This is a genomic window from Kribbella sp. NPDC054772 (assembly GCF_053611945.1).
The window spans coordinates 62,516-74,824 of sequence record NZ_JBSHBJ010000003.1 but is presented as its reverse complement, the minus strand read 5'-3'; the positions used below and the strand labels follow the sequence as shown (position 1 = coordinate 74,824).

Sequence of the window (12,309 nt, the reverse complement as noted above, 5' to 3'; positions counted from 1 at the left end):
CGGTTGCGTTTCGCTACGGTTTCGTCAGGTCTCCGTACGCGTCCGGCCGGCGGTCGCGGTAGAACTGCCAGCGGTCCCGGACGGTGTCCAGCAGCCCGAGATCCAGGTCCCGGACGATCAGTTCCGGATCGTGCTCGTGGCCGGTGTCGCCGACGAACTTGCCCTCCGGGTCGACGAAGTACGACGTACCGTAGAAGTCGTTGTCGCCGAACTCGGACTCGATCCCGACCCGGTTGATCGCGCCGATGTAGTACTCGTTCGCGACCGCGGACGCGGGCTGCTCGAGCTTCCACAGGTACGCCGACAGGCCGCGGCTGGTCGCGGACGGGTTGAAGACGATCTTCGCGCCGGCCAGCCCGAGCGCCCGCCAGCCCTCCGGGAAGTGCCGGTCGTAGCAGATGTAGACGCCGATCCGGCCGACCGCGGTGTCGAAGATCGGGTAGCCGAGGTTGCCCGGGCGGAAGTAGAACTTCTCCCAGAAGCCCTTCACCTGCGGGATGTGGTTCTTCCGGTACTTACCCAGGTAGGTGCCGTCGGCATCGATGACGGCGGCGGTGTTGTAGAGCACGCCGGGCTGCTCCTGCTCGTACACCGGCAGCACCATCACCATCCCGAGCTCCCGCGCGAGCGCTGCGAACCGCTCGGTCGTCGGCCCCGGGACGGACTCGGCGTACTCGTAGTACTCGGCGTCCTGCTTCTGGCAGAAGTAGGGCCCGTAGAACAGCTCCTGGAAACAGATCACCCGAGCCCCCGCCGCGGCGGCCTGCCGCGCGTAGTCCTCGTGCGCCTTGATCATGGACTCCTTGTCACCGGTCCACGACGTCTGAACGAGTGCAGCCCTGACAACGTTCGCCACCAGACCTCCCCGAGTAGCCAAGTCCCCATGCTCCGTCCGCCGCCTACCACCCGTCAATGGATGCCGCGAACCCGCGATCAGATCCTGATGGTGCGTGACGCGGCGGCCAGCACGCGGCCACCGACGGTGGCGTGGGCCGGCGGTTCGTGCGTGGTGTGCAGCTGGGACCCGGCGCCCTGGACGACCAGCAGGTCACGGGCGAGGTGCGCGGTGAGTTGGGTGACGGCGGAGCCGGTGGCCTCGTCCTCCTCGACATTCATGGCGGGAGCGAAGGCCCGGGCCCGGATGATGCCCGCGGACTCGTCCTGCCAGGCCCAGAGGAAGGTATGGCCGGCCGAGTACGACGCGGGTTCGGCGGCCAGGACTTCCTCGGGAGAGGAGAGGTGGTGCCAGTCCCAGGCGCTGCCCCAGGTGCTGTCGGCTCGAACGGCGTAGAGATCGCCGGAGCGCGTGACGGGGATGGGGCCCGCGGGGACGTGCAAGGTGTCGACGGGGTGACCGTGCGTGTGGAGCCAGGCCGCGGCGCCGACCGTCGGGTGACCGGCGAAGGCCATCTCGCCAGTGGCGGAGTAGATACGGAGCGTGCCGGTGGCGGCGTCGTCGACGTACACGGTCTCGCTGTAGCCCAGCTCGGCGGCCACGCGTTGCCGGTCCGTCTCCGGGACGAGGCGGCCGTCGACGATGCCCAGTGGGTTGCCGAAACGGCCGTCCGGGTCGGTGAAGACCCTGACGACCTCGACCGGGAGGTCGGTCAAACTCAGAGAACGGCGATCGCGGCGACGACGGCGATCAGGATGACCGCGGCGCCGACGATCGCGAGCACGCGGCCGTTCAGCTTGGGTTCGGACTTCGCCTCGGTCTCACCTTCGTTGACGAAGGCGCGGAACATCTGCGTGCTCGCACCCGGGTCCTGCTCGTTCTCCACGTGGTGCGGGACATTCTGGTCAGCCATGGCCCCAGACCCTACCTGTCGTGGGTCCGCGGGACGCAGACCGCCCGCCGAGACCTCACGAAGACCTGATGTACCATTTGGTACATGCGCTTCGATCACTCCAGCACGATCCAGGCTCCGCCCGAGCGGGTCTGGGAGGTCTTCAGCGACGTCGAGCGGTGGCCCGACTGGACCCCGACCGTCGATTCCGTCGAGCGGCTCGACGCGGGCCGCATCCACCTCGGCTCCCGCACCCGGATCCGGCAGCCCAAGCTCCCGGTCGCCGTCTGGGAGGTCACCAAGCTCGAGGACGGGCAGTACTTCGAGTGGGTCTCCAAGGCGCCCGGTATCAAGACCACCGGCGGCCACCGCGTGATCAGTACGCCGGACGGCACCGTCGCGACCGCGACGATCATCCAGGAAGGCCCGCTCGGCTGGCTGTTCGGCAAGCTGTACGCCAGTCTCACCAAGCGCTACATCGCCACCGAGACACAGAAGCTGAAGGAGGCTAGTGAGTCGGGACAGTCTGCTCACTGACGCGGTCGAGCATTTCGCGAAGCATGGGATCGGGGACGCGAGTCTGCGGACGATCGCGTCGTCGATCGGCACGAGTCACCGGATGCTCATCTACCACTTCGGCTCCCGCGAGGGCCTGCTCGCCGAAGTGGTCCGCACGGTCGAACAGCAGCAACGTGACCTGCTCGCGGCGCTGTCGGATCTGCCGGTCGAGGAGCAGGCCGAGCAGTTCTGGCGTCGCGTCACCGAGGCCGCGCTCGTCTACGGTCCGCTGTTCTTCGAGCTCAGCGCCCACGCGATGCAGGACCTGCCCCACACCGAGTCGCTCAAGGCGGACCTGGTCAACGTCTGGCTGCCACCGCTGACCGAGCTGTGCGTCCGAGCAGGCATCCCGCCCGCCGAGGCACCGGCGTACGCGCGGCTCGGTCTGGCCGCCTCGCGCGGGCTGCTCTTCGACCTGCTGCTGACCGGTGATCGCGCGGACGTCGACGAGGCGTCCGCGCTGCTCAACCGGCTGTTCACGCTCCCGGTTCGGTAGGCGTCTCGACCCAGCCCGCCACGATCGGCAGCCGCGAGTCCCGCAGTACGGCGGCAAACGCGAACGGCCGGTCCAGCGATACCTCGAGCCGGGGGTGCTGGCGCGTGACCATCGCGGCCCGGGTCATCGCCATCGCGGTCACCGCTGCCGCCTCGAACCCGGTCGCGAAGAACCGCGCGAGCACCTTCTGCTTCGCCTGCCCGACCCGCAACGGCGTCGGACTGAGCGCGCTGAAGTGCCCCTCCGCACCCGGATCCGACGTCACCGCGGTCAGCCCGAACAGCTCCCGCGACTCGACCAGATCGTGCTCGGCCTCGATGCTGAACGACGGCACCGTCAGCTTCACATCGGGCCGTGGCGCCGTCGTCTTGCCGATCCGCACGCCGGGCGCGACCTGCGCGCCGGCCTCACCTTGCTCGATCAGCACACTCCCAGGCACCCCGTCGTCGGGCCGCGCCGCCACATCCAGCAAGCCCGCCAGTACGTCGGCCCGCGCGATCTGCGGCTGTCCGATCCCAAGCAGTACGTCGACGTCGGCGTCACCGGCGACCGTCGCGACGGTGAGCCACGCGGCCGACGGATGCTCGTAGCGCCGTACCGTGTCGAGGTCGTCGTCCGCGCGCTCGAGCCAGTGCCACGAGCCGGCCCAGGCGCCGTCGTGGACCCGGCGGATCTGCTCGGTGAACGGGCGGACCCAGGTCGTGCGCAGCAGCAGCGCCGAGGCCAGCACGAGCTGCAGGTCGCTGTCGATGTCGAGCGGCATCTCAGGAATCAGACCGTCGGTGTGGTCGGCGGCCCAGGCGTCGAGTTTGGCCTTGTCGACGCTCGCGTTGCCGGTCAGCAGGCCGACCAGTGGCGCGGGCATCACGCTGTCGAAGGACTCGGCGAGCTTGAGGTTCTCGTTCACCCAGACGCCGAGCGCGGCGTGCAGGTCGGCGGAGTCCTCGATCGCCTCGATCAACCGGATCGCGTCGGTCGCGGCGGTGTCGGCGTTCACCCCGGAGGCAGCGGCCAGCTCCGCACGACCGGGCTCGTCGGCGGCGGTGGCCAGCAGGGCAAGCAACGGCCACAGGCCGAGCCCAGCGACCACGGAGTTCCCCGTTGGAAGCGAGCCGGCCCAGCGGGTGGTGAGGTCGTTGACTGCGCGCACCACGTTGGCGTCCATGTCCCCCACAGTGCCACGCCCGGACGCCCAGGCCATCACAATCGCCGCTCGACCTGCCCGCCAGGCGGGCGATCCGGCCGGCGGCCGGATTGTGATGGCCTGCAGGTCCGTGCTGATCTTGATTTTCATTTCCGCTCCGACTCTGCCAGCATTCCGGCATGACGACGGCCAAGCAGGAGACCTCGGGGTCCTCGATCGCGTTCACCGCGACCCTGGTCCTGCTGGTCGGTACGGCGTTGTTCGGGCGGCGGCTGTTCGCCGGGTGGTTCACCGACGACGGGGTCCGGACCTGGGCGACGATGTTCGTCGGGGTGACCGTCCAGGCAATGCCGTTCCTCGTACTCGGCGTGACGCTGTCGGCCGCGTTGACCGCGTTCGTCCCGGCGTCGTTCTTCGCGAAGGCGCTCCCCCGGCACCCGGCCCTCGCCGTACCGGTGGCGAGTGCGTCCGGCGTCGTCCTGCCCGGCTGTGAGTGCGCCTCGGTCCCGGTGTCGGCCGCGTTGATGAGCCGCGGGGTCACACCGGCCGCCGCGATCGCGTTCCTGTTGTCGGCGCCGGCGATCAACCCGGTCGTGCTGGCGTCGACGGCGGTCGCGTTCCCCGGCCAGCCGAAGGTCGTGGTCGCGCGGGCCGTGACCTCGCTCGCGGTGTCGATGGTCCTCGGCTGGCTGTGGTTGCTCACGGGCAGAGGCGGGTCGTGGCTGAAGCTCCCGAAGAACAGGCATGCGCACGACGCCGGCAAGTTCGACGTGTTCCGGTCCGCGATGTTGCACGACTTCCTGCACGCCGGTGGCTTCCTGGTGATCGGAGCAGCCGCCGCGGCCACGCTGAACGTGGTGGTGCCGCGGGCGTGGCTCGATCACGTGGCGGGGAATCTCCTGCTGTCGGTGGTGATCCTCGGGCTGCTCGCCGTACTGCTGGCGATCTGTTCGGAGGCGGACGCGTTCGTGGCGGCGAGTCTGTCGCAGTTCTCGCTGACCGCGCGGCTCGCGTTCATGGTGGTCGGGCCGATCGTGGACGTGAAGCTGATCGCCTTGCAGGCCGGGACGTTCGGGCCGAAGTTCGCTGTCCGGTTCGCGCCGGCGACGTTCGTGGTGGCGTTGCTGGCCAGCCTGCTCGTCGGGTGGTGGTTGTCGTGAAGCGCAACGTGGCAGGCCTGGTGATGGTTTTCGTCGGGGCCGTCGTGGTGCAGCTCGCGACCTCGGGGACGTACCTGCGGTACGTGAAGCCCGGGATGCGGTGGATGTTGCTCGCCGCCGGGGTGATCCTGATCGTGCTCGCGGTGATCGACGTCCTCGTGGGCACCCGTTCGAAGGATCAGCACGAGCACGGTCTGCCGAGGGCCGCGTGGTTGCTGCTGATCCCGGTCTTCGCCCTGCTCGTCGTCGACCCGCCGGCCCTCGGCGCGGACGCCGCTCAACGCCAGTCCCCGGTCGCCGCGAAACCGGTCGAGCCGCAGGGGAACGCCTTCTGGCAGAGCGATCACGGGTACGGTCCGCAGACGCTCGCGGTCCGCGACTACGCCGTCTGGGCGGTGTGGGAGAAGGACACCATGAAGGGCCGCTCGTTCCAGCTCACCGGCTTCGTCACCCCGGCGAAGAACGGCGTCTGGTACGTGACCCGCATCGGTCTGACCTGCTGCGTCGCCGACGGTACGGCGTTCATGGTCGAAGCCCGTGGCCGAACAGCGCCACCGAAGAACCAGTGGGTGACCGTGACGGGCACGTGGGCCGAGCCGACCAGACGAGTCGACGGCGATGTCGCCGCACTCACCGTCGAGTCGGTCGAACCGGTCAGCGCGCCGGTCAATCCCTACGAGTAGTTCACCCAGCCGGCGACTACGGGCACACCGGTCGGCCGGTGACCGGCGACGAAACCGAAGGGCCGCTCGAGCGAAACGTAGAGCGCCTTGCCGGCAGGTATCGGCGCGGACCCAGCCGCCATGGCCATCGAGGTCACCGCGGCAGCTTCGAATCCAGTCGCGGAGAAGCGCGCCATCACGGCCTGTCGCGCCTGGTCGATCGCGAGCGGCTGTGGACTCAGGCCGGGGAAATGCCCCGCGCTCTTGTCCGCAGCAGTCGCTAAGCCGAAGACGTCCGGGTGGTCCAGCAGGTCATGCTCCGCGTCGATCTCGAAGTACGGCAGCGACAGGATGACAGTCGGCGTCGGCGACATCGTCTCGATCACCTTGACACCGGGCGCCGACCGTTCGGCCGCCAGCACCTCGGCACCGCTCGCCCCGTCCCCATCGAGCTCCAGCGCCGCCGTCAACACGGCCGCCCGTCCACCGTCACCAACCACCAGCCGTACGTCGAATTCGCCAACTCCACGCACCGTCACAACGGTCAGCGGACCCGTCGCGGTCTCGTACACCCGCAGACTCTCCAGGTCCGTGTCCGTACGCCTCAACCATCGCTGGTCGCCCCGCGGGTACTCGTCGAACGGCAGCTCCCACTCGGTCTTCAACGCCAGCGCCGACGCCAGGACGAGCGACACCTCAGGCGTCACCTCGACCGGCATGTGCTTCAGCAGTCCACCCGTCTGCTCGACGACCCATGCATCCAGCGCGGCCGCGTCGGTCAACGTCCCGCGTACTTCGCGTGGCAGGAAGCGATCCACTCCCGCCTGCAGTTCGATCTCCGGGCGCGTCCACAACCCGAGCGCCAGGCGGAGTTCGGGGGCGTGCAGCAGACCGGCGTACCGTCCGCCGGCCGCCTCGGCGAGTTCGGTGTGGGCGGGCTCGTCCGCGACCTCGGCCAGCATCGCGAGCAACGGCTGGACGCCGAGGCCGGAGATCACCGTGCTGTCCTCACCGGGCAGCGCGGCGATCCATCGAGCGGTCAGGCGACTAACTTGCTGGGCATCCACTCAGTCATCCTTGCGCATCGACCTTCGCGCGATCGACCGCAGGTGCCGCCGCGACCGGGGTACGGCGGCGCACGATCGTGCACGCCATCCCGCCGATCACCAGCACCGCCGCGATCGCCTGCTGCGCGCCGACGGCCTCACCGCGCAGCACCCAGGCCGCGGTCATCCCGACGATCGGGACCAGCAGCGAGAACGGTGCGACGGTGCTGGCGTCGTACTGCCGGAGCAGGTAACCCCAGACCCCGAAGCCGAACAGGGTCGCCGCGAAGGCGAGGTACGCGATCGAGCCGACGCCGCTCAGCGTGATCCCGCGGAGCGCGTCGAGATCGGCCCGCGGACCTTCGGTGAGCAGCGAGAGGATGAGCAGCGGTACGACGGCGACGGCGCTGACCCAGACCATGAAGCGCAACGTGTCCGGCGGCTTGGCGTACCGGGTGATCGTGTTCGACACGCCCCAGAAACCGCCCGCGACGATCACCAGCGCCAGTGCACCGACCGGCGCCGACAATTTCCGGTCGAGCACGATCAGCACGATCCCGACGCACGCGATCAGGATCCCGATCAACTGCGCCGGCCGCGGGCGCTCCCGCAGTACGGCGATCGCGAACAGGACCGTGAAGATCACCTGGCACTGCAGCACGAGCGAGGACAGCCCGGCCGGGACGCCGTGATCCATCGCGATGAACAGCAGGCCGAACTTCGCCACCCCGAGCGCGAGCCCGACGCCGACGACGTACCGCCAGGGGACCCGCGGTTTGCCGAGCAGGAAGATCGCCGGTACGGCGGCGAAGAAGAACCGCAGCGCGGACAGCAGCAGCGGCGGAACGCCTTCGAGCCCGACCTCGATGACGACGAAGTTGATGCCCCAGACGACAACGACGGCAAGCGCGAGGAGCAGGTCACGAGGCTTCATGTGGTCCAGTGTCGGCGGCGGTACACTTAAGGACCAGCACCGATTACTACCGCCGTCAATGTAGGAGTGCTACATGATCGATCTCGGTCGACTCCGGGCGTTGCACGCGGTCGCCCAGCACGGTTCGGTCAACCGGGCGGCCGAGGTGCTCGGGTACACGCCGTCCGCCGTGTCGCAGCAGTTGGCGAAGCTCGAGCGTGAGACGCGGACGACGCTGGTCGAGCGGCAAGGGCGCGGCATCGTGCTGACCGACGCGGCACAACAGCTCGCGGCGACCGCGGCGCAGATTCTCGAGCTGGTCGAGGACGCTGAGCTGACACTCGAGGAGCAACGCGGTCAGGCGATTGGGACGCTCAGCATCGCCGCATTCCCTACTGCGGCCCGCGGACTGCTGCCGCCGGCGATCGCGCGCCTGGTCGACGAGCAGGACCGGCTCGACGTCCGCCTGATCGAGACTGACCCGTTCGAGGCCGTTGCCGCGGTCAACCGTGGCGAGATCGACATCGCCATCGTGCACGACTGGCACAACACCCCACTCGCCCTGCCGGAGGGGCTGTCGCGGGTGAAGCTCGGCGTGGACCCGGCCGATGTCCTGGTGCCCGCCTCGCACCGACTGGCCGGCAAGGAGTTCGTCCGCGCGGAGGACCTCGTGGGCGAACGCTGGATCTGCCAGCCGGCCGGCTCGATCTGTCACGAGTGGCTGATCCGCACGATGCGCCGCGCGGGCGTCGAACCAGAGGTCGCGTACTCCGTCGCGGAGTACCAGACCCAGCTCGCGATGCTCGCCCGCGGGATCGGCGTCGGCCTGCTCCCCCGCCTTGGCCGCGGACCGGTCCCCGACGGCGTGGTCGTCGTACCGCTGGAGCCTGCGCCGAGCCGTCGCCTGTACGCCGTCTGGCGGACGACCACGTCGCGCCGCCCGGCGATCACCGTCACGCTCGCGACGCTGAAGGCCGCCTGGCCGGACCGCGACACCGCGTGAACCGTTGACAACACTCTGCGATCTCCTCTAGGTTTCCGAGAACTATTAGGAAACCTTCCTAATGATCCCCCGACGCCCCTCGGAGGAAGTTCATGATCCGTTCGTTCCTGGCCGGCGCAGTGCTGGCCGCTTCCACCCTGCTTCCGATCCAAGCTGCGCTGGCCGCCGATACGCCGGTCGGCCGTAACGGGCAGTTGCACGTCTGCGGCACCAAGCTCTGCAACGAGCGGAACGAGCCCGTGCAGCTCCGCGGGATGAGCACGCACGGCCTGCAGTGGTACGCGAACTGCCTCAAGACGGCCTCGCTCGACGCGCTCGCGAGCGACTGGAAGGCCGACATCCTGCGCATCTCGATGTACGTGCAGGAAGGCGGCTACGAGACTGACCCGCGCAAGTACACCGACCTCGTGAACAACTACATCGAGGAGGCCACCAAGCGCGGTCTCTACGCGCTCGTCGACTGGCACCAGCTCGACCCGGGCGACCCGAACGAGAACCTCGCGCTGGCGAAGACGTTCTTCACCGAGATCGCCGAGCGGCACAAGGACAAGAACAACATCATCTACGACATCGCCAACGAGCCGAACGGTGTCAGCTGGGCCGGCATCAAGTCATACGCCGAGCAGATGGTGCCGGTGATCCGGGCCAAGGACCCGGACGGCGTGATCTTCGTCGGCACCCACGGCTGGGCCTCGCTCGGCGTCTCCGACGGCCACACCGAGGCCGACGTGATCAGCAACCCGGTGAACGCGTCGAACCTGATGTACACGTTCCACTTCTACGCGGCGTCGCATCAACAGGAGTACCTCGACGCACTGTCCCGCGCCGCGGACAAGATCCCGTTGTTCGTCACCGAGTTCGGCACCCAGACCTACACCGGTGACGGCGGCAACGACTTCACCTGGTCGCAGAAATACCTGGATTTCCTGGACAGCAAGCAGATCGGCTGGACGAACTGGAACTTCTCCGACGACTCCCGCTCCGGCGCCGTCTTCAAGGAGGGCACCTGCGCGGGCGACGACTTCACGGGTACGTCGATGCTCAAACCGGCCGGTGTCTGGATCCGGGACCACCTCCGGAACCGCCCGGCTGCAGCGGGTTCCACCGACGTCGGCAACTCCGCCGAGCTGAAGGCCGCGCTGGCCAGTGCGAAGCCCGGTGACACGATCAAACTTGCCGACAGCACCTATACCGGAAACTTCAAGACAACGGTTTCCGGCACGTCCTCGGCACCGATCACGCTGACCGGCTCCGCGAACGCAGTACTCACCGCCAGTGGCGGCTACGGCCTGCACCTGAACGGGGCGTCGTACTGGAACGTCCGCGGGATCACCGTCACCGGCGGTCAGAAGGGCATCATGATCGACAGCGCCGCCCACGTCACGATCGACGGGGTGACCGTGCACGGGCTGGACATGGAGGGCGTGCACTTCCGGAACAGCAGCACGTACGGCGTGATCAAGAACTCGCGCATCTTCGACACCGGCAACGACGGCCGCGGGATGGGCGAGGGCGTGTACGTCGGCAGCGCGGGCGGCACCTCGGACAAGTCCGACCACGTGCAGATCCTCGGCAACACGATCGGCCCGGACGTCGGCGGCGAGGCGGTCGACCTCAAGGAGGGAACCACCGGTGGCCTGGTTTCCGGGAACAGCTTCGACGGCCGCGGCCTGACCGGCGCGAACTTCGACGACAGCTGGATCGATGTCAAGGGCAACAACTACGTGATCGAGAACAACACCGGTAAGAACACCACGAACAACGGGTACGAGACGCACACCCAGCAGTCCGGCTGGGGCTGCGGGACGGTGTTCCGCGGCAACAAGTCCGACCTGACCGGGGCCACCGGGGGCGGACGGTACGCGTTCAACATCACCAACTACAACGCCTCGAGCTGCAAGGTCACGGTCGACCGCAGTAACACGATGACCGGCGGGAAGGCGCTGACCAATCCGGGCATCCCGGTGAGCTGAGACTCCCCGGCCGCCCTGCCCGGCGGCCGGGGCGGCCGGCCGCCCGGCGGCGCCCCCCCCCCCCGCGCCCCGCCCGGCTGTCCTGACCTCAGCTGCCCTGACCTTGGACGGGTTGCCCTCGGTCGCCCCGGCGAGCTGGCGGAGCTTCGCCTCGGTCTCCTCGTCGGCGGGCGTGTACACGGTCGCCCGGGTCTGACCGAGCTGCGACAGCCACAGGTTGACGGGCTCGATCCGCAGGACGCCGGCGGTGGCGTTCTCCAGCAGCTTGATCCGGGTGCTCGGCGCCGCCACGTCGTACCGTTCCCAGAGCTCCGCGAACAGTGTCGAGCCGGCCAGCAGCCGCGCGACGAGGTCCTGCCACGCGGGTTCGCCGACGTGGTCGGCCATCGCGGCCCGGAACCCCGCGACCATGTGCAGCTTCATCGACTCGGACTCGACGAAACTGCACCGCCACTCCTGCGACACGAACGTCACCCAGAGCATGTTGCGCTCCTCGAGCGGGATCTCGCGCAGGTCGAGCACCACCCGGCAGTACGCCTCGTTGAACGCGAGGATGTCGTAGCGGGCATTCAGCACCAGCGCCGGGTACGGCGTGACCGCGTCCAGCGTCCGTTGGACCGACTCCGGCATCACCGTGCACTCGGCACGCGTCGGCCCGAGCTGCAGTCCGGCCAGCGTGAACAGGTGGTTCCGCTCCTGGCGATCGAGCCGCAAGGTGTCGGCGACCGCGTCGAGCACCTGCGCCGACACGTTGATGTCCCGGCCCTGCTCGAGCCAGGTGTACCAGGTCACCCCGACACCGGCGAGCAGCGCGACCTCTTCCCGGCGCAGTCCCGGCGTACGCCGTCGGCCGCCTGGCGCGAACCCGGCCTCCTCCGGCCGGATGCGCTCTCGCCGGCTGCGCAGGAACACTGCCAGCTCCCGCCGTTGCTGCCCCTTGTCCGCGACGTCCTGGCGTGCGAGGCCCGCGGTCGGCGGCGAAGTGTCGGTGGCGGCTGGGACAGTGGTCATGGTTCCATCATGGGCAGTGATCGATCCTGGTGCCAGGTGCTGCGAGTAATAGGATAACCAGGCTCTCACCACCAGGCTCCGAGTGCGCCCACGCTGGACGCATGACAGACCAGCTCCAAGCCGCCACCACCCCGGTCGCCGCCCGGCCGCAGGCCGCCGTACCGCTGCTCGGCCCGGTGGCGCTGACCACGTTGCTCTTCGGCGCCTTCCTGCCGATGCTCTCGTTCTTCATCATCAACGTCGCCCTGCCCGCGATCGGGTCCGACCTGCACGCCAGTTCCGGTCAGCTCCAGCTCGTCGTCGGCAGCTACGGCATCGCGAACGCCACCCTGCTGGTGGTCGGCGGACGGCTCGGCGACGGGTTCGGCCGCAAGCGCCTGTTCCTGATCGGTCTGACCGGGTTCACCGTGATGTCGCTGATCTGCGCGATCGCCCCGACGATCGGCGTACTGCTGGCGGCCCGCGTCGTCCAGGGCGCGGCCGCGGGCGCGCGGTCCCCCCCCGGGCGGGGGGGCGGGGGGGCGCGCGCGCCCCCGCCACCCCGCGCGCCGGGCGC

At 69.0% G+C, this 12,309-nt stretch carries 13 protein-coding genes and 1 pseudogene; 7 read left to right on the top strand and 7 right to left on the bottom strand.

Annotated elements, in window-relative coordinates; translation table 11 throughout:
• Positions 1–13: 13 nt before the first annotated feature.
• From ACWGID_RS05815 to ACWGID_RS05805, 3 genes are all read right to left on the bottom strand, one after another.
• Entirely contained in the window at positions 14–856 is an 843-nt protein-coding gene (locus tag ACWGID_RS05815) for a nitrilase-related carbon-nitrogen hydrolase (protein ID WP_452194828.1), read from the bottom strand.
• Between the two features lie 77 nt (positions 857–933).
• Positions 934–1,611: a PhzF family phenazine biosynthesis protein gene (locus ACWGID_RS05810; protein WP_452194826.1), complete on the bottom strand. Its 678-nt coding sequence runs from the start codon at positions 1,609–1,611 to the stop codon at positions 934–936.
• A gap of 2 nt (positions 1,612–1,613) precedes the next feature.
• Complete coding sequence (locus ACWGID_RS05805; RefSeq protein WP_452194824.1) at positions 1,614–1,808, bottom strand: hypothetical protein; 195 nt, start codon at positions 1,806–1,808, stop codon at positions 1,614–1,616.
• Between the two features lie 84 nt (positions 1,809–1,892).
• On the opposite strand from ACWGID_RS05805, the gene ACWGID_RS05800 reads away from it, so the two are divergent.
• Positions 1,893–2,324 carry an SRPBCC family protein gene (locus tag ACWGID_RS05800; RefSeq protein WP_452194822.1) on the top strand — a complete coding sequence of 144 codons (432 nt, stop codon included), beginning with the start codon at positions 1,893–1,895 and terminating at the stop codon, positions 2,322–2,324.
• A complete protein-coding gene (locus tag ACWGID_RS05795; protein WP_452194820.1) occupies positions 2,299–2,841 on the top strand; it encodes a TetR/AcrR family transcriptional regulator in 543 nt (180 codons plus the stop codon). Before ACWGID_RS05800 ends, ACWGID_RS05795 begins: the two co-directional genes overlap by 26 nt.
• Here ACWGID_RS05795 and ACWGID_RS05790 read toward each other — a convergent pair.
• Positions 2,822–4,135 carry a serpin family protein gene (locus tag ACWGID_RS05790; RefSeq protein WP_452194819.1) on the bottom strand — a complete coding sequence of 438 codons (1,314 nt, stop codon included), beginning with the start codon at positions 4,133–4,135 and terminating at the stop codon, positions 2,822–2,824. The two genes, ACWGID_RS05795 and ACWGID_RS05790, sit on opposite strands and share 20 nt — an antisense overlap.
• 29 nt (positions 4,136–4,164) lie before the next feature.
• Between ACWGID_RS05790 and ACWGID_RS05785 the strand changes: the two genes are divergently transcribed.
• Together ACWGID_RS05785 and ACWGID_RS05780 are read left to right on the top strand one after the other, a co-directional pair.
• Complete coding sequence (locus tag ACWGID_RS05785) at positions 4,165–5,145, top strand: permease (RefSeq protein WP_452194817.1); 981 nt, start codon at positions 4,165–4,167, stop codon at positions 5,143–5,145.
• Entirely contained in the window at positions 5,142–5,828 is a 687-nt protein-coding gene (locus tag ACWGID_RS05780; protein WP_452194815.1) for a TIGR03943 family putative permease subunit, read from the top strand. The genes ACWGID_RS05785 and ACWGID_RS05780 overlap by 4 nt, the downstream gene beginning before the upstream one ends.
• Here ACWGID_RS05780 and ACWGID_RS05775 read toward each other — a convergent pair.
• Both ACWGID_RS05775 and ACWGID_RS05770 read right to left on the bottom strand, forming a co-directional pair.
• Entirely contained in the window at positions 5,819–6,874 is a 1,056-nt protein-coding gene (locus ACWGID_RS05775; RefSeq protein ID WP_452194813.1) for a serpin family protein, read from the bottom strand. The genes ACWGID_RS05780 and ACWGID_RS05775 overlap by 10 nt on opposite strands.
• A gap of 4 nt (positions 6,875–6,878) precedes the next feature.
• Positions 6,879–7,787: an EamA family transporter gene (locus tag ACWGID_RS05770; RefSeq protein WP_452194812.1), complete on the bottom strand. Its 909-nt coding sequence runs from the start codon at positions 7,785–7,787 to the stop codon at positions 6,879–6,881.
• Positions 7,788–7,860: 73 nt separating this feature from the next.
• On the opposite strand from ACWGID_RS05770, the gene ACWGID_RS05765 reads away from it, so the two are divergent.
• Positions 7,861–8,769 (top strand): LysR family transcriptional regulator, encoded by a 909-nt coding sequence (locus tag ACWGID_RS05765; RefSeq protein ID WP_452194810.1) that lies wholly within the window; start codon positions 7,861–7,863, stop codon positions 8,767–8,769.
• Positions 8,770–8,861: 92 nt separating this feature from the next.
• Complete coding sequence (locus ACWGID_RS05760) at positions 8,862–10,742, top strand: cellulase family glycosylhydrolase (RefSeq protein ID WP_452194808.1); 1,881 nt, start codon at positions 8,862–8,864, stop codon at positions 10,740–10,742.
• A gap of 192 nt (positions 10,743–10,934) precedes the next feature.
• Here the strand turns inward: ACWGID_RS05760 and ACWGID_RS05755 are convergent.
• Positions 10,935–11,753, bottom strand: a pseudogene (locus tag ACWGID_RS05755) (helix-turn-helix transcriptional regulator); the annotation flags it as partial.
• Between the two features lie 101 nt (positions 11,754–11,854).
• On the opposite strand from ACWGID_RS05755, the gene ACWGID_RS05750 reads away from it, so the two are divergent.
• Positions 11,855–12,309 (top strand): MFS transporter (locus tag ACWGID_RS05750; protein ID WP_452194806.1); only part of this gene is annotated, 455 nt, incomplete at its 3' end.